Source organism: Staphylococcus sp. M0911 (genome assembly GCF_003491325.1).
In the GTDB taxonomy this organism is placed as follows: Bacteria; Bacillota; Bacilli; order Staphylococcales; family Staphylococcaceae; genus Staphylococcus; species Staphylococcus warneri_A.
This window is the reverse complement of the sequence record NZ_CP022881.1, coordinates 814,102-830,153: the sequence shown is the minus strand read 5'-3', so window position 1 is coordinate 830,153 and position 16,052 is coordinate 814,102. Positions and strand designations below refer to the sequence as shown.

The 16,052-nt window shown below is 33.7% G+C and carries 19 protein-coding genes, 1 pseudogene and 1 riboswitch; of the genes and pseudogenes, 1 reads left to right on the top strand and 19 read right to left on the bottom strand.

What is annotated here, in order from left to right; genetic code table 11:
- Positions 1–40: 40 nt before the first annotated feature.
- Positions 41–142, bottom strand: a riboswitch (TPP riboswitch).
- A 328-nt stretch (positions 143–470) separates the two neighbouring features.
- Positions 471–848: a single-stranded DNA-binding protein gene (locus ssp1_RS04005; RefSeq protein WP_075778722.1), complete on the bottom strand. Its 378-nt coding sequence runs from the start codon at positions 846–848 to the stop codon at positions 471–473.
- Between the two features lie 187 nt (positions 849–1,035).
- Here ssp1_RS04005 and ssp1_RS04000 point away from each other — a divergent pair, with 187 nt between their 5' ends.
- Complete coding sequence (locus ssp1_RS04000) at positions 1,036–1,476, top strand: YwpF-like family protein (protein ID WP_002451648.1); 441 nt, start codon at positions 1,036–1,038, stop codon at positions 1,474–1,476.
- A gap of 46 nt (positions 1,477–1,522) precedes the next feature.
- On the opposite strand, the gene fabZ is transcribed toward ssp1_RS04000, so the two are convergent.
- From fabZ to ssp1_RS03910, 18 genes and pseudogenes are all read right to left on the bottom strand, one after another.
- The gene (gene fabZ, locus ssp1_RS03995) at positions 1,523–1,963 is read right to left on the bottom strand and encodes a 3-hydroxyacyl-ACP dehydratase FabZ (protein WP_002451649.1); all 441 of its coding nucleotides are present in this window, start codon (positions 1,961–1,963) and stop codon (positions 1,523–1,525) included.
- Between the two features lie 43 nt (positions 1,964–2,006).
- Positions 2,007–3,272, bottom strand: coding sequence for a UDP-N-acetylglucosamine 1-carboxyvinyltransferase (murA, locus tag ssp1_RS03990; protein ID WP_002466773.1), 1,266 nt, complete (start codon positions 3,270–3,272; stop codon positions 2,007–2,009).
- A 111-nt stretch (positions 3,273–3,383) separates the two neighbouring features.
- The gene (locus ssp1_RS03985; RefSeq protein WP_002451651.1) at positions 3,384–3,617 is read right to left on the bottom strand and encodes a DUF1146 family protein; all 234 of its coding nucleotides are present in this window, start codon (positions 3,615–3,617) and stop codon (positions 3,384–3,386) included.
- A gap of 151 nt (positions 3,618–3,768) precedes the next feature.
- Positions 3,769–4,173 carry a F0F1 ATP synthase subunit epsilon gene (locus ssp1_RS03980; RefSeq protein WP_002451652.1) on the bottom strand — a complete coding sequence of 135 codons (405 nt, stop codon included), beginning with the start codon at positions 4,171–4,173 and terminating at the stop codon, positions 3,769–3,771.
- A gap of 19 nt (positions 4,174–4,192) precedes the next feature.
- Positions 4,193–5,605 (bottom strand): F0F1 ATP synthase subunit beta, encoded by a 1,413-nt coding sequence (gene atpD / locus ssp1_RS03975; RefSeq protein ID WP_075778725.1) that lies wholly within the window; start codon positions 5,603–5,605, stop codon positions 4,193–4,195.
- 21 nt (positions 5,606–5,626) lie between these two features.
- Positions 5,627–6,493: an ATP synthase F1 subunit gamma gene (atpG, locus tag ssp1_RS03970; RefSeq protein ID WP_118828129.1), complete on the bottom strand. Its 867-nt coding sequence runs from the start codon at positions 6,491–6,493 to the stop codon at positions 5,627–5,629.
- A gap of 30 nt (positions 6,494–6,523) precedes the next feature.
- Positions 6,524–8,032, bottom strand: a complete 1,509-nt coding sequence (gene atpA, locus ssp1_RS03965; RefSeq protein ID WP_049423690.1) for a F0F1 ATP synthase subunit alpha — start codon at positions 8,030–8,032, stop codon at positions 6,524–6,526.
- A 22-nt stretch (positions 8,033–8,054) separates the two neighbouring features.
- Positions 8,055–8,594 (bottom strand): F0F1 ATP synthase subunit delta, encoded by a 540-nt coding sequence (locus ssp1_RS03960; RefSeq protein ID WP_002451656.1) that lies wholly within the window; start codon positions 8,592–8,594, stop codon positions 8,055–8,057.
- Positions 8,594–9,115 (bottom strand): F0F1 ATP synthase subunit B, encoded by a 522-nt coding sequence (locus tag ssp1_RS03955; RefSeq protein ID WP_002451657.1) that lies wholly within the window; start codon positions 9,113–9,115, stop codon positions 8,594–8,596. Before ssp1_RS03955 ends, ssp1_RS03960 begins: the two co-directional genes overlap by 1 nt.
- 95 nt (positions 9,116–9,210) lie before the next feature.
- Entirely contained in the window at positions 9,211–9,423 is a 213-nt protein-coding gene (gene atpE / locus ssp1_RS03950; protein WP_001048816.1) for a F0F1 ATP synthase subunit C, read from the bottom strand.
- A 40-nt stretch (positions 9,424–9,463) separates the two neighbouring features.
- Positions 9,464–10,192 (bottom strand): F0F1 ATP synthase subunit A, encoded by a 729-nt coding sequence (atpB, locus tag ssp1_RS03945; RefSeq protein ID WP_002451658.1) that lies wholly within the window; start codon positions 10,190–10,192, stop codon positions 9,464–9,466.
- A 25-nt stretch (positions 10,193–10,217) separates the two neighbouring features.
- On the bottom strand, positions 10,218–10,568 hold the full coding sequence (locus ssp1_RS03940) for an ATP synthase subunit I (RefSeq protein WP_075778728.1): 351 nt from the start codon (positions 10,566–10,568) through the stop codon (positions 10,218–10,220).
- 165 nt (positions 10,569–10,733) lie between these two features.
- On the bottom strand, positions 10,734–11,852 hold the full coding sequence (gene wecB / locus ssp1_RS03935) for a non-hydrolyzing UDP-N-acetylglucosamine 2-epimerase (RefSeq protein WP_075778731.1): 1,119 nt from the start codon (positions 11,850–11,852) through the stop codon (positions 10,734–10,736).
- 40 nt (positions 11,853–11,892) lie between these two features.
- The gene (gene upp / locus ssp1_RS03930) at positions 11,893–12,522 is read right to left on the bottom strand and encodes a uracil phosphoribosyltransferase (protein ID WP_075778729.1); all 630 of its coding nucleotides are present in this window, start codon (positions 12,520–12,522) and stop codon (positions 11,893–11,895) included.
- A gap of 36 nt (positions 12,523–12,558) precedes the next feature.
- Positions 12,559–13,815, bottom strand: a pseudogene (glyA, locus tag ssp1_RS03925) (serine hydroxymethyltransferase).
- A gap of 4 nt (positions 13,816–13,819) precedes the next feature.
- A complete protein-coding gene (locus ssp1_RS03920) occupies positions 13,820–14,344 on the bottom strand; it encodes a TIGR01440 family protein (protein WP_075777888.1) in 525 nt (174 codons plus the stop codon).
- 92 nt (positions 14,345–14,436) lie between these two features.
- Complete coding sequence (locus ssp1_RS03915) at positions 14,437–14,877, bottom strand: low molecular weight protein arginine phosphatase (protein WP_049423699.1); 441 nt, start codon at positions 14,875–14,877, stop codon at positions 14,437–14,439.
- Positions 14,874–15,917 carry an L-threonylcarbamoyladenylate synthase gene (locus ssp1_RS03910; protein ID WP_075777887.1) on the bottom strand — a complete coding sequence of 348 codons (1,044 nt, stop codon included), beginning with the start codon at positions 15,915–15,917 and terminating at the stop codon, positions 14,874–14,876. Before ssp1_RS03910 ends, ssp1_RS03915 begins: the two co-directional genes overlap by 4 nt.
- Between the last annotated feature and the right edge of the window lie 135 nt (positions 15,918–16,052).

Below are 16,052 nucleotides of genomic sequence, written 5' to 3'. Positions count from 1 at the left end.
AACTGGAAAGTAGCAAAATTAAGGCACGACCTAATACCGTTAATATGTTACACTACTTTCCTCCGTTGGTACTAACCAAATCAGGTTTTAAGGGTCTGAATTAAATTCATCTCAGCCTTTATAGGCGCCCCTAGTAGTTCTATTTTTAATCATTTTCAATTATTACAATAGCAAATGTAACACATAAATTCAATTATTAAAAAATGTATAACAATATACCTTTTAATAAACATATAACTAAGTCAAACTATTTACCAACTAAAAAAACACCCTATCTAATGAAATCTATCAGATAATTCTGACGCAAATATGTCATTTTTAAAGTAAAATATGGATACAAAAACGACCTTTTTCTATTTAAAAAAATTAAAAAAGGTCGCTTGAGTATAATTGAAAGATGATAATTTATATTAAGATAGGATAAAAGTATAAATAATTGGGAGTTATTGAATAATTAATGGCTGTCTAACCTATATGAAGCATTCATTTTGTGCTTCATTATATTCATTAGAGAGGATATTGGATTCTTTTGTCTTAGAGGACATAAATTTAATTGTTTCTACATAAACTTCAGTTACAAAATGTGTCTGATTATCTTTTTCATACTTACGTGATCGCATTTGGCCAGTAATACCTACTAAAGATCCTTGAGATGTAAACTTTTCAATATTCGTAGCTGTTTTCCCAAAGGCTTTGCAATATAGATAATCGCATGCGATATCATTATTCTGATCTTTATAATTTCTTTCCGTAGCAACGCAAAATGTTGCTACTTTACTACCTTCCTCCTTTTCATAAATTTGGGCATCCTTTGTAAGTCTACCAACTAAAACTATTTTATTTAACATGTGTCACCTCCTCTTAAGTTATATAATAATCACATCTCTTTATACTGTCAAAAAGCTATTTTATCGAAATATATAGCTATTCACCCTTCATATTTGATATATTTAAAGAAAATAATCAATATTTAAATCAGTTGATTAATAATAAATCACTTTTTGTAAATATATAAATAAATGGGATGTGGACTTAATGAAGACATTTAAAGCTGTACGTTTTCAAATTGTAAGTGAAAATGGCGGTGTAACCGAATATGAATTAGAAGATGGCGTGATTATAAATAAGGAAGGTAGTGGAACAGGATGGCTTTTAGAAATTGTCATTTCTAATGAACACTATCATACATTTAAAGATTATATGGATAGTGATCAATTGTTAGATATACGTGTAGTCATAACAAGACCTGCCAATGATCCAGCATTATTTGATGCTACTGTAAAAAGTGTAACTCAGTTTGAAAAGACTATGTCAATAGTATTCGAATGTCATATTTATACCCTTAGACAAGTCTACGCAGAAAGCTTACTAGAAGAATTAGTAGATGATGGGCTAACTGGTGAAGAACTAAAGAAAACATTTAACCGTATGATGCAATCTAAGCCTAAACTTAAAGATGAAAAATTCGAGAGGTAAATTCAAAAACCTACACTCATGTTTGAACATGAGTGTAGGTTTTGTTTTACTTAGCATCTTGAATTGCAAAAGTTAATTCACAACTACATGCTAATTGACCATCTACTGTTGCTTTAGCAGTACCTTTACCAATTGGTCCTTTAATTTTTGTTATTTCTACTTCTAACATAAGTGTATCACCAGGAGTTACTTGTCTTTTAAAACGACATTTATCTATACCTGCAAAAAGCGCAATCTTACCTTTATTTTCTTCACTATTTAACATAGCCACTGCACCAGTTTGGGCCAATGCTTCTGTAATTAATACACCAGGCATTACAGCATAATCTGGAAAATGCCCTTGGAAGAATGGTTCATTACCTGAAACTTGTTTTAATCCCACACAACGTTTACCTTCTTCGTATTCTACAACTCTATCTATCAGTAAAAATGGTTGTCTATGTGGTATGATTTGTTTGATTTGATTATAATCGAAAATTGTTTCCATGATGTTTAACCCTCCAAGTTTGAACAAAAGTTAATACTTTAAATTAATCATTAATACGTTCGATATTAGCACCTAATGATTTTAATTTACCATGCAAATCTACATAACCTCTATCTAAATGTTTTAATTCAGTAACTTGAGTTGTACCTTCAGCTACTAAACCAGCTAATATTAGTGCCGCTGCCGCTCTTAAATCAGTTGCTTTGACTTGTGCACCTTGTAAATCACTCTTACCTTCGATTTTAGCACTTCTACCTTCAACGTCGATATTAGCGTTCATTCTACGGAACTCTGCAACATGCATAAATCTGTTTTCAAAAACTGTTTCTGTAATTACTTTATGGCCATTGGCAGTTAATAATAATGCCATCATTTGAGATTGCATATCTGTAGGGAAACCAGGGTGCGGTAATGTTTTTACGTCTACAGGTTTTAAATCTCCTTCAGCAGATACACGAATACCATCTTCTTGATAATCTAATTTGACGCCCATTTCTTCTAACTTATAAACTAAGCTAGACATATGTTCTTTAATAGCACCACGAACAAAAATATCTCCTCGTGTAATTGCACCAGCGATAAGTAAAGTACCCGCTTCAATTCTATCTGGAATAATAGAATGCTCTACACCTGTTAAATATTCAACACCGTGGATTGTAATAGTGTCGGTTCCAGCACCCGTAATTTTTCCGCCCATTTCATTTATATAATTAGCTAAATCAACAATTTCAGGTTCTTTAGCAGCATTTTCTAATACTGTTTTACCGGATGCTAATGACGCTGCCATAATTAAGTTTTGAGTTCCACCTACACTTGGGAAGTCCAAATGAATTGAAGCACCTTTTAAACCATCTTTTGCATTTGCATAAATGTTTCCATTTTCTAAATGTATTTCAGCTCCTAGTGCCTCAAAACCTTTGATATGTTGCTCAATTGGACGACTTCCAATCGCACAACCACCTGGTAATGCTACTATTGCATGTCCTAAACGTGCCAATAAAGGACCCATAACTAAAATACTTGCACGCATCTTACTTACATATTCATACGGTGCCTCTTCATTTAAAGTTTTTGTAGCATCTACTACAACTGCATTTTCATCTTTTTTATATGTAACATCTGCATTTAATGTTGATAATACATTATTAATTGTTTCTACGTCACTTAATGCAGGTACATTAACTAATTTACTTGTACCTTTAGAAGCTAATAGTGAAGCTGTTAATACAGGTAAAACTGCATTTTTAGCACCTTCTACTTTAACTTCGCCTTTTAATTGGTTACCACCATTAATTACTATTTTATCCATCTTAAATCCTCCACTTAAATCTCCTAGTTATTTACATTTCCCTACTATATAAAATCTATTATTCATTAATATATTATATCCGTTTTTCAATATGAAAAAACCAAAAACGCACTATTTCATTATATATTTTAATTGAGTGGAAAACTGTAATAAATCAATTATGAAATTACTCACACTCGTTCCCAACATGATAGCTATAAATATCATACAAATTTGAACTTGTGTAGCATAACCTTTTTTAAAAAATTGGTCTAGACGAATTGCATTTAATGCCCAATATGCAATACATATACATATCACATGTAATACCAAATGTATGATTGCAAACTGTCCAAGATAATCCATAGTTAACTCCTTAGAATTGATTACTGTATAACATTGTACATGAAAAAAGTTAATAATGATACTACAATTAACTGCAAATAATGGAAGATTTATATGTATAGTAAAAGGCTTGGAAACACCACATCTGGTCAATTTCCAAGCCTTTTATCATTTATTTAAGTTCAGCCACACGTAAACGGTTATTTGCTCGTTCTAACGCTCTTTTGGCTCTATTAATGTCACTATTATCATCATCATTATCTAAATGCGATTCTGCTCTTGATTTAGCTAATTTAGCTCTTTCAACATCAATTTCAGTAGCAGTTTCAGCTGTTTGGACAATAATTGATAGTTGATGTTGTCTAACTTCTACAAACCCATCACTAACTGCTATATATTCATTTCCATTATGAAAATTTACTTTGACATAGCCAGTCTTTAATGCAGAAACGGTTGGAATGTGTCCATTCATCACACCCATTTCGCCAGCTGTAGTTTGTAAAACAGCTAGTTCTACATCATCTCGTTCATAGACAGAACCATTAGGAGTGACAATATTTAGGCTTAATGTATTCATTATCCATACCTCCTAATTATTAGACTTCAACACCCATGTCTTTAGCTTTCGCAATAACGTCTTGCATGCTACCTACTAAGCGGAATGCATCTTCCGGAATATGATCATATTTACCTTCTAAGATATCTTTAAAGTCCGCTACAGTTGTTTTAACAGGAACGTAAGATCCTTTTTGTCCAGTGAACTGTTCTGCCACGTGGAAGTTTTGTGATAAGAAGAATTGAATTCTACGTGCACGTTCTACAGTTTGTCTATCTTCTTCAGATAATTCATCCATACCAAGAATTGCAATGATATCTTGTAATTCTCTATATTTTTGTAATGTAGATTGAACGCCACGAGCAACTTCATAATGCTCTTGACCAACAATAGATGGTTCTAATGCTCTAGAAGTTGATGCTAATGGGTCTACTGCCGGATAAATACCCATTTCAGTTAACTTACGCTCTAAGTTTGTAGTTGAGTCTAAGTGTGCAAAGGCAGTTGCTGGAGCTGGGTCAGTATAGTCATCGGCAGGTACGAATACTGCTTGGATAGATGTTACAGAACCTTTATTTGTAGATGTAATACGTTCTTGTAATTGACCCATTTCAGTTGCTAATGTTGGTTGATAACCAACCGCTGAAGGCATACGACCAAGTAATGCAGATACCTCAGAACCAGCTTGTGTAAATCTGAAAATATTATCGATGAATAAAAGTACGTCTTGCCCTTGTTCATCACGGAAGTATTCAGCCATAGTTAAACCAGATAAAGCTACACGCATACGTGCACCAGGTGGTTCATTCATTTGTCCGAATACCATCGCTGTTTTCTTAATTACACCACTATCACTCATTTCATAGTATAAATCATTACCTTCACGAGTACGTTCACCTACACCCGCGAATACTGAAATACCACCATGTTCTTGTGCAATATTGTTAATTAATTCTTGAATTAAAACGGTTTTACCTACACCGGCACCACCAAATAGTCCAACTTTACCACCTTTAACGTATGGTGCTAATAAGTCTACTACTTTAATACCTGTTTCAAGAATTTCTACTTCAGTAGATAATTCATCGAAACCTGGTGATTGTCTATGGATTGGATCACGACGTACTGAATCATCAATTTTCTCTTCTAAGTCAATTGTTTCACCTAGTACATTAAATACTCTTCCAAGCGTTTCATCGCCAACAGGTACACTAATATCTTTACCTGTGTCTTTAACATCCATGCCTCTTTGAACACCATCAGTTGAATCCATTGCAATTGTACGTACAACATCATCACCTAATTGTAGTGCAACTTCTAATGTTAAGTTTAACGTTCCGTCTTCTTTTGGAACTTCAATAATAAGGGCATTATTAATATCAGGGACTTCGTTATGTTCAAAACGAACATCAATGACAGGACCCATAACTTGAGTTACACGGCCAATTCCCATGCTATTTTCCTCCTTTTAATTTTATTCAAGTGCTGCTGAACCACCAACAATTTCAGTGATTTGTTGCGTGATAGCTGCTTGTCTAGCTCTGTTATATTCTAATGATAAGTCATCAATAAGTTCTATAGCATTATCAGACGCATTTTTCATTGCTGTCATACGTGAAGCATGTTCACTTGCCTTAGCGTCTAATATCGTACCGTATATTAAGCTTTCTACATATTGCGGTAAGATAACACTTAAGATAGATTCTTTATCAGGTTCAAATTCATATGTAGACATATGACCATGACCTTGACTTGAATCTTCTTGAGATAATGGAAGAACCTTTTTAGTAGTAGGTTTGTTTTCTAACACACTTACATAATGACTATAATATATATTTAACTCATCAATATTTTCTTCACTGTATAAATCAATTGCATGTTTTGCAAGAGCTTGAATAGATTTAAATGAAGGTTGGTCTGGTAAATCAACTAGTGAACTTTCGATTTCATAACCACGTGTTTTTAGGAAATCAACACCTTGTTGACCTAATACCACAATACTATATTCACTACTATCATTATGCTTTTGTTTGATGTCAGTTACTAATCTTTTAAGTACATTAGCACTGTACGCACCAGCTAAACCTTTATCACTTGTGATAACAAGATAACCACTACGTTTTACATCTCTTTCTTTAAGCATAGGATGGCTAGAACTTTTATTTGATCCAGCTACAGCTGTAATAGCATCTTGCATTTTATCCATATAAGGCTTGAATTGTTTAGTATTTTTCTCCGCTCTACGTAATTTAGAACTTGATACCATGTTCATCGCCTTAGTAATTTGCTTCATCTTTTTGGTTGATTTTATACGTGTATCTATTTCTTTTAAAGAACCCACTATCTCACCACCTTTAATTACTATTCTTTATTATTCAGATTTACTAAAACTTTTTTTGAATTCCGTAATTGCAGTATCAAATTTATCAGCATCTGGTAAGCCACCAGTTTCTCTGATTTCTGATAATAAATCAGTTGCATTTGAAGCTGCCCAGTGGTTTAGTTCGTCTTCAAAACGAGTAATATCTTCAACTGGAATATCGTCTAAATATCCTTTTGTTAATGCGAAGATGATTAATACTTGATTTTCAACAGGAAGTGGTTTGTTTTGATCTTGTTTTAAGATTTCAACTGTACGTTTACCACGCTCTAATTTTCTAGCTGTGAATTCATCTAAATCAGAACCAAATTGAGCAAATGATTCTAATTCTCTATAAGAAGCAAGGTCTAATCTTAAAGTACCCGCAACCTTCTTCATAGCTTTAATTTGTGCTGAACCACCAACACGTGATACTGATTGTCCAGCGTTAATCGCAGGTCTTACACCTGAGAAGAATAAGTCAGATTGTAAGAAAATTTGACCATCAGTAATTGAAATAACGTTTGTTGGAACATAAGCAGAAATGTCTCCAGCCTGAGTTTCAATGATAGGTAACGCTGTAATAGATCCTCCGCCTAAGTCATCGTTCAATTTAGCTGCTCTTTCAAGTAATCTACTATGTAGGTAAAAAACATCACCTGGATACGCTTCACGACCTGGAGGTCTACGTAATAATAATGAAAGTTCACGGTAAGCTGATGCTTGTTTAGTTAAGTCATCATACACGATTAATACGTGCTTACCATTAAACATGAACTCTTCACCCATTGTTACACCTGCATATGGTGCAATGTATAGTAATGGAGCAGGTTCTGCTGCTGATGCTGAAACAACGATTGTGTAATCTAAAGCTCCAGCTTGTCTTAATTTTTCAACGTTCGCTCTTACTGTTGAATCCTTTTGACCAATTGCAACATAGATACAAATTGTATCTTCAGTTTTTTGGTTTAAAATTGTATCAATTGCGATTGTTGTTTTACCAGTTTGACGGTCACCGATGATTAACTCACGTTGACCACGACCAATTGGTACTAATGCATCAATTGCTTTAATACCAGTTTGTAAAGGTTCATCAACTGACTTACGATCCATAACTCCAGTTGCTTTCTTCTCTACTGGTCTAGTTTTAGTAGCATTGATTGGACCTTGTCCATCAATTGGTTGACCTAATGGATTTACTACTCGTCCAATAAGTTCCTCACCTACTGGTACTTCCATAATACGTCCAGTACGTTTAACTTCGTCCCCTTCACTAATTTCAGTGTATGGTCCTAAGATAACCACACCAACATTAGATTCTTCAAGGTTTTGTGCTAAACCAAGCACGCCGTTTTGGAATTCTACTAGCTCACCAGCCATAACGTCGTTTAGTCCGTGAATTAATGCGATACCATCACCAATTTGTAATACTGTACCAACATCTGTAACGGACATTTCTGACTCATAATTCTCAATTTGTGAGCGAAGTAATGCACTGATTTCTTCAGCTTTTATGGCCATCTATGTCACTCCTCTTTATTAATTAGTTAGCTCTTTTAAATTTACGTTGTAATTGAACAAGATCATTTTTAACACTGCCATCCATAACAGTCGTGCCGACCTTAACTCTAAAACCACCAATTAAGTCTTGATTAATTTTAGTATTCACAATTACTTTAGATAAGTTTGTTTGTTGTTTAACTAGTTCAACGATTTTAGAAATTTCATCATCGTTTAAATCATAAGTAGATTCTATTAATGCGAAATCTTGATTATTATGTTGATTATACTGAGATTGAAAAGCTTTAAATACATCTTCAATATATGAAATATGACGATTTTCGGCTAATACTTTTAACATGTTAACAATATATTGATTAGCGTCACCATAAACATTTTCTACAAAACTTTGACGTTTTTGTAATGTTAATTTCGGATTACTATCAATAGCTTTTAAGTCTTTAATATAATCGAAAGAGGAATGACTAATTACTTCCAATTCCTCATAAATATTATCTAATTGATTTGTATCTGCAGAAACATCGAATAATGCCTTTGCGTATTTATCAGCGATTTTTGCCATTATTTATCGCCTGCCTCTTTTAGATACTTTTCAACTAATTCTTTTTGATCTTGCTCTGAAATTTCTTTTCTAAGAACCTTAGAAGCAATTAAAACAGATAGTTCTGATACTTGATTATTGATATCTGCAATTGCACGTTCTTTTTGACTATTAATTTCACTTTGAGCTGTTTCAATCATGCCGTTAGCTCTCACATTAGCTTCATGAATGATTTCTTCATGTTGTTTACGAGCTTGAACTTTCGCATCTTCTAGAATTCTTTGAACTTCATCTTGAGTTTCTTTAAGTGTCTGTTTATTTTCTTCTTCAAGTTTTTGTGCATTTAATTTAGCTTGTTCAGCATCGTCGATATCTTTGTTAATATCACGTTCACGTTTGTCCATTACTTCTTTTAATGGACCCCAAGCAAACTTTTTCAATAACGCTAATAGGATAATAAAAGTAACGATTTGTACAATTACAGTACCCCACTCAACGCCTGAAGCTGCACCAATAACGAACATATTAGCTGTTGCAGTCACGGGATCATGACACTCCTTTCGTCAAAATAATCATTAAGCAATAAAAAATAAAACGAACGGCGAGAGTCTAATAGACTTCGCCTTAAATAAATGTCTTATCCAGCAAATGTCATGAATGCAATTACAACACCGATGATAGGTAAAGCCTCAACTAAACCAACACCAATGAACATAATACCCATTAATTGACCACGAGCTTCTGGTTGACGTGCTACACCTTCTACTGTTCTAGAAACGATAAGACCGTTACCAATACCTGCACCTAATGCTGATAAACCAATTGCGATTGCCGCTGCGATTAAATTCATAATAAATTTTCCTCCTAAGATTGTATATAATTTTTAAAATTTAGTGTCCATCTGCCACTTTATGTGACATGTAAACCATTGAAAGCATAATGAAGATATATGCTTGGATTGAACCTACAAAAATTGAGAATCCTTGCCAAACAATTAAACCAGGAATACCAATGATCCAACCCCAAGCTGGTTGATTTGTTACAAGTCCAGCTAATAGGCTAAGCAATAACTCACCTGCAAAGATATTACCATATAAACGTAGTCCAAGTGTTAGGGTTGAAGTAAATTCTTCAAAGACATTTATAATTGCAAGTGGCCAAAACGGTTGAATGTAACCTTTAAAATAATTCTTAGTACCACGCATTTTAATACCATAAAAATGCGTTAAAAGAATTACTGTTGTAGACAATGTCAATGTAACTGTTGCATCAGCTGTTGGTGATTTCCACCATAAATAGTGGTCTTTAGTTACAATTGAGAATGGTAAACCTAGCATGTTTGCAATAAAGATGTATAAAATCAAAGTCACTGCTAAGAAGTGAAAATGTCCACCTTTTTTCCATGCCATATTACCTTCAATGATTCCTCTAACAAAGTCAAAAATCCATTCAATGAAATTTTGTTTGCCAGTTGGTCGTTTCTTCAGATTGCGTGTGCAAATAATAGCTAATAGAAAAACGATCACTGCAGTAATTAGCACCATCATTACACTTGCCATGTTAAAAACAAGGTCAAAGCCGAAAACATCCCAACTTACTTTCGGATGTTTATGATCCATATTCTCACCTCTTTCGTATTGAATTTTACTCCCTATTAAGTAGAGGGCGACATATGATTACAATATAAGAAATCATTAGCCCTATTAACACCCCGATGATATTGATGTGATCTTTAAAGAAAAACCAAATTGAACACACAACTATAGCGACTAAATATCTCCACGTGTTGCCTGTAGATATATGATTAGTATCTGCTTTCTGTGCGTGGAATAAATAACTCTCAAAGATGTATGTATTGATTAAAGAACCACATGTGCCAATAATCAATCCAAGTAAAAATGGATGGGGTGAAAAGAGATACAATATACCTAATAATATCAATAAATAAAGATAATATTGTATATATTGTTTAAAAATGATGTAGAAACGACCCATTTGTTTGCCTCCGAGTGTCTTATACAATCATGTAAACCGTTCCACTCATACAATCTAAATGATAATATAGTGGCCACAACGGTGTCAATTCTATTCAAATTGTTGTTAAATTTTAAGGCAAAATTGTCACAAATTGGCCACATTTAAACGGTATACATTTTTTTATTAATTGAAATCTTTTGGTTTTTCCTTTGTTAAATTAAAATAATACTTTATATGATTCACTATTCTTTCAGAAGATTTACCATCACCGTATGGATTTTTAGCATTACACATGCATTGATAGGCTTGCTGATCTTCTAAAAGATGCTTAGTTTCTTTATAGACATTATCTAATGACGTGCCTACTACTTTTAATGTGCCAGCATCAACGCCTTCAGGTCTCTCAGTATTATCTCTTAAAACTAATACCGGTTTGTGTAATGAAGGTGCCTCTTCTTGAATACCACCAGAATCTGTAAGAATTATATATGCTTGTTTAGCAAAATTATGAAAATCTAACACATCTAATGGTTCAATTAGTTCTATTCTTTCATGATTCCCTAAAATTTCTTGAGCGATGTTTCTAACTTTAGGATTCATATGCACTGGATATACAACAACTAATGATTCATCTTCGTCAGCAAGTTTTCGAACAGCTTTAAAGATATTTTCCATTGGCTCTCCAAGATTTTCTCTACGATGAGCAGTTAGTAACAAAATTTTCTTATTTTTATGCTTTTCAAGTATCTCAGATTGATAGTCTTCATTAACCGTATAATTCAATGCGTCAATTGCAGTATTTCCAGTCACTACAACTGTTGTTTCTTTCTTACCTTCATCTAACAGATGCTTTTTGGCATTTGAGGTAGGTGCAAAATGAATATCAGAAAGTACACCTACCATTTGTCTATTCATTTCCTCAGGATATGGTGAATATTTGTCAAAACTTCTCAAACCTGCTTCAACATGGCCAATCGGTACTTGATTATAAAATGCTGCTAAACTTCCTGAAAATGTAGTTGCTGTATCTCCATGAACTAATACCATATCAGGATTAATACGCTTGATTATTGACTCTAATTCCATCATAGCTTTTGATGTAATTTCTGAAAGTGTCTGACCTTCTTTCATGATATTTAAGTCATAATCAGGTTGTATATCAAATGTGTTTAATACAGAATCTAACATTTCTCTATGTTGTGCTGTAACGACTACACATACTTCTAATTGATTATCATTTTCTATTGCTTTGACTAGTGGCGCCATCTTGATAGCTTCCGGTCTAGTCCCAAAGATTGTCATAATTTTTTTCTTCAAACGTATCTATCTCCGTTTTCATTATCTATTTAGTACCAAATAATCTATCTCCTGCGTCACCTAATCCTGGTGTGATATAAGCTTTATCATTAAGTTTCTCGTCTAAAGCAGCAATATAAATATCAACATCATCATGTGCTTCTTTCATTTTTTCTACACCTTCTGGTGCTGCTATTAAACACATAAAACGAATATTTTTGGCCCCTTTGTTTTTTAATGAAGTAATAGCCTCAATGGCAGAAGCTCCAGTAGCTAACATAGGATCTACAACAATAATTTCACGTTCATCAATATCTTGAGGCATTTTAGAGAAGTATTCTACCGCTTCAAGAGTTTCGGGATCTCTATAAAGTCCAATATGTCCTACTCTAGCTGCTGGTACTAAACTTAAAATACCTTCTGTCATACCTAATCCTGCTCTTAATATAGGTACAATAGCTAATTTTTTACCTGCTAAACGTGTAGCTGTCATTTTAGTCACAGGTGTTTCAATTTCAACATCTTGTAACTCTAAATCTCTTGTTACTTCGTAAGCCATAAGCATGCCCACTTCATCAACAAGTTCTCTAAACTCTTTCGTTCCTGTATGAGCCTCACGAATATAACTTAATTTGTGTTGTATTAATGGATGATCAAATACATGTACTTTACTCATTTTCATTTCCTCCAATATTCTAAAAATCCCTTAATATTATTGATATAAAGGATATTGTTCAGTTAAAGCTAAAACACGTGATTTTGCTTCATTTAACTTAGTTTCATCTTCATGATTTTTTTATGCTAAGCTAATAATTTTAGCAACCTCTTCAAATGCTGTTTCATCAAATCCACGCGTAGTGGCTGCTGGTGTTCCTAATCTAATACCACTTGTTACAAAAGGTTTCTCTTGATCAAACGGAATAGTATTTTTATTACAAGTGATTCCAACTTTATCAAGTGTTTCTTCCGCTACTTTACCAGTGATATTCACAGAACCTTTAACATCTACAGCTATTAGGTGATTATCAGTACCACCTGATACAATTCTAAAACCTTCTTTAGATAATGCTTCTGCCAATGCTTTGGCATTTTTAATCACTTGATTTTGATATACCTTGAAATCATTATGTAACGCTTCGCCGAAAGCAACTGCTTTTGCAGCAATCACATGCTCAAGTGGTCCGCCTTGGATACCTGGGAACATAGTTTTATCAATTGCCTTTTTGTATTCCTCTTTACAAAGAATCATTCCTCCACGTGGTCCACGTAAAGTTTTATGCGTTGTTGTTGTCACAAAGTCAGCATATTCGACAGGATTTTGATGTAACCCTGCAGCTACTAACCCTGCAATGTGTGCCATATCCACCATTAATTTAGCGCCTACTTCATCAGCGATTTCTTTGAATTTTTTAAAATCAATTTGTCGAGAATAAGCAGATGCACCTGCAACGATTAATTTAGGTTTATGTTCAATGGCTAACTTACGTACTTCATCATAATTAATAAGTTCTGTATCTTTATCTACGCCATATTCAACAAAATGATATGATTTACCACTAAAGTTTACTGGAGATCCATGAGTTAAATGACCACCATGACTTAAGTTCATACCTAAAACTGTATCTCCATAGTCTAAAGCTACTAAATATACAGCCATATTTGCTTGAGATCCTGAATGTGGTTGCACATTGACATGCTCAGCACCAAATAGTGCTTTAGCACGATCAATAGCAACTGATTCAGTTACATCTACAAACTCACAACCACCATAATAGCGACGACCTGGATAGCCCTCAGCATATTTATTGGTTAATACTGAACCCTGTGCTTCCATAACAGCTTCAGAAACAAAGTTTTCTGATGCAATTAACTCAATATTATTATTTTGTCGATTAAACTCTTGCTCAATGGCTTCAAAAATTACTTTATCTTGCTTTTCGATGTAAGACCTATAAACCCCTTCTTTCAACTAATTAATTATACTTTGCACGTTCGCCACCAATTTTCTTAGGTCTAGATGTCGCAATGGTAACGATTGCTTCCCCAACTTGCTTTACACTTGTTCTAACCGGTACACAAACATGTTGAATATGCATACCTATTAATGTTTGACCTATATCTATACCTTTAGGCACGGTGATATGTTCAACAACGATTGGGTCTTCCATATGTTGATATGCATAAGTTGCTAAACTACCGCCTGCATGAACATCTGGAACAACAGTAACTTCTTCCATTGTCAGTGGATTAAAATCGGATCTTTCAATGGTGATTGCTCTATTGATATGTTCGCATCCTTGAAATGCAAACGAAACCCCTGTTTGTAATTTAATTTCGTTTAAATCATTAAATATTGACTCAGCTACCTCCATTGACCCTACTGAACCAATGCGTTCACCTAACACTTCAGAAGTTGAACAACCAATCAAACATATTTCACCTTCATTAAAAAATGACATCGCTTTTAATTCTTCTAACAACATTGAAAAATCTTGCATTTAAAACCCACCCCCTTAAAATATAAAAAAGGAACATAGCAAACTTGCTATACTCCCTTATTATAACGTATTTAAAGCGTAACATATACTAATTATATATAATTCTCTTGCAGATCTTTTGGATTAATTTTACTAATTAAGTCATAAATTTGTTTATAAGTATTCAAATAAATCTTTTTATCCCCACCATATGGATCATTAACTTCAGATTCGTCACCTACAAATTCGCTTAAAGTAAATATATTTGTAACTGAACCATATTGCGATTTCAAAATTGCTTTATGTGATTGTGACATGGTTAAAATAAGATTTGCTTCAATATCTTTTTCAGAAAAAGATTGTGTTAATGATGGCTGTGGTAATTCTTGTTCATGTATGATTTCTTCTGACAGTTTTGAAATCGGTTGATGATCTAAAGCAAATATACCTCTTGATTCTACTGTAATATTTTCATTTTTAAATAAAGATTTTGCTATACTTTCAGCCAATGGACTTCGACACGTATTTCCTGTACAAACAAAAATCACTTTCATAATGACGCCTCTTTCACAATATTATTTCCAGCAGCTTTCAACATGCGATTCATAATCGCTTCAGATTGATCACTTTCATCAAATCCGTAAATATATGCGTGAGTGATATCTGCACGTTGATCAATTTCATGCAAAATACTATAAAGTAAATGATTGGCTTGTTTAATATCTGTTACATTGTCACATAATTTTATATATATCGCTTCTTTAGGTAGAAAATGTGACAAACTATCAGGCACTACAAACGCCACCTGTTTCCATTTATTATGGTCTAGAATTTTTTTGTTTAATTCTTTTAAAATGGTTACTGGAGTATCTGGTGAATAATGCTTATATTTCATTCCTGGTGCAATGGGTTGAGAAGCTTCATTATAATTTGATGCCTCTATGCAATTGGGAAGTACGTTTTCAATCATTTTCTTAGTTATTGAACCTGGACGTGCAATTCTAAACGGGTATTGTGTACAATCCAACACTGTACTTTCCAAACCTTCTTCACTTTGATCACCATTAATAATCCCATCAATTCTACCATTCAAATCTTGGAATACATGTTCAAACGTTGTTGGGGAAGGTCTACCACTAATATTAGCACTTGGCGCTGCAATTGGTTTATCAATATGTTGTAATACACTTCTGCCAATGGGGTGGCTTGGCATTCTCACTGCAATTGAATTCAAACCACCAGTTACTTTTGGGCACAGATAACCTGACTTGAGAGGTAATATAAATGAAATAGGTCCCGGCCAAAATGCTTCCATTAAACTCTGAACCTTAGGCTCTAATGTATCGACAAAATCATTCATCTGCGACATATCATGGATATGTACAATTAATGGATTATCAGACGGTCTGCCTTTGGCTTCATATATGTGGCTAACAGCTTTTTGATTAGTAGCATCTGCACCTAACCCATATACTGTTTCGGTAGGTAAAGCAACTAACCCACCATTTATAACTGTGTCTTTAATTTCCTGTATATCAGGACTTTGATTAATATCATTTCTGTATGTTCTTAAATCCCAAATTTTGGTTTCCACTTTTCTTTTACACCTCTCTTTCTTTGATTAACAAAACAAAAAGGTGGGATAGCTTATCATCTTTCAATATTCAATTGAAAGAAAGCCCATTCCCACCCGATAGCTATGTTAAATACATTTAAGAATTTAATAATT

What these genes read in the sequence shown, in the direction of transcription:
- atpA (WP_049423690.1), bottom strand. Translation starts at nt 8,032, where the DNA reads ATGGCCATAAAAGCTGAAGAAATCAGTGCATTACTTCGCTCACAAATT.
- upp (WP_075778729.1), bottom strand. Translation starts at nt 12,522, where the DNA reads ATGAGTAAAGTACATGTATTTGATCATCCATTAATACAACACAAATTA.
- ssp1_RS04000 (WP_002451648.1), top strand. Translation starts at nt 1,036, where the DNA reads ATGAAGACATTTAAAGCTGTACGTTTTCAAATTGTAAGTGAAAATGGC.
- ssp1_RS03985 (WP_002451651.1), bottom strand. Translation starts at nt 3,617, where the DNA reads ATGGATTATCTTGGACAGTTTGCAATCATACATTTGGTATTACATGTG.
- atpD (WP_075778725.1), bottom strand. Translation starts at nt 5,605, where the DNA reads ATGGGAATTGGCCGTGTAACTCAAGTTATGGGTCCTGTCATTGATGTT.
- ssp1_RS03940 (WP_075778728.1), bottom strand. Translation starts at nt 10,568, where the DNA reads ATGGGTCGTTTCTACATCATTTTTAAACAATATATACAATATTATCTT.
- wecB (WP_075778731.1), bottom strand. Translation starts at nt 11,852, where the DNA reads ATGACAATCTTTGGGACTAGACCGGAAGCTATCAAGATGGCGCCACTA.
- atpB (WP_002451658.1), bottom strand. Translation starts at nt 10,192, where the DNA reads ATGGATCATAAACATCCGAAAGTAAGTTGGGATGTTTTCGGCTTTGAC.
- ssp1_RS03920 (WP_075777888.1), bottom strand. Translation starts at nt 14,344, where the DNA reads ATGCAAGATTTTTCAATGTTGTTAGAAGAATTAAAAGCGATGTCATTT.
- murA (WP_002466773.1), bottom strand. Translation starts at nt 3,272, where the DNA reads ATGGATAAAATAGTAATTAATGGTGGTAACCAATTAAAAGGCGAAGTT.
- atpE (WP_001048816.1), bottom strand. Translation starts at nt 9,423, where the DNA reads ATGAATTTAATCGCAGCGGCAATCGCAATTGGTTTATCAGCATTAGGT.
- ssp1_RS03960 (WP_002451656.1), bottom strand. Translation starts at nt 8,594, where the DNA reads ATGGCAAAAATCGCTGATAAATACGCAAAGGCATTATTCGATGTTTCT.
- ssp1_RS03980 (WP_002451652.1), bottom strand. Translation starts at nt 4,173, where the DNA reads ATGAATACATTAAGCCTAAATATTGTCACTCCTAATGGTTCTGTCTAT.
- ssp1_RS03915 (WP_049423699.1), bottom strand. Translation starts at nt 14,877, where the DNA reads ATGAAAGTGATTTTTGTTTGTACAGGAAATACGTGTCGAAGTCCATTG.
- fabZ (WP_002451649.1), bottom strand. Translation starts at nt 1,963, where the DNA reads ATGGAAACAATTTTCGATTATAATCAAATCAAACAAATCATACCACAT.
- ssp1_RS04005 (WP_075778722.1), bottom strand. Translation starts at nt 848, where the DNA reads ATGTTAAATAAAATAGTTTTAGTTGGTAGACTTACAAAGGATGCCCAA.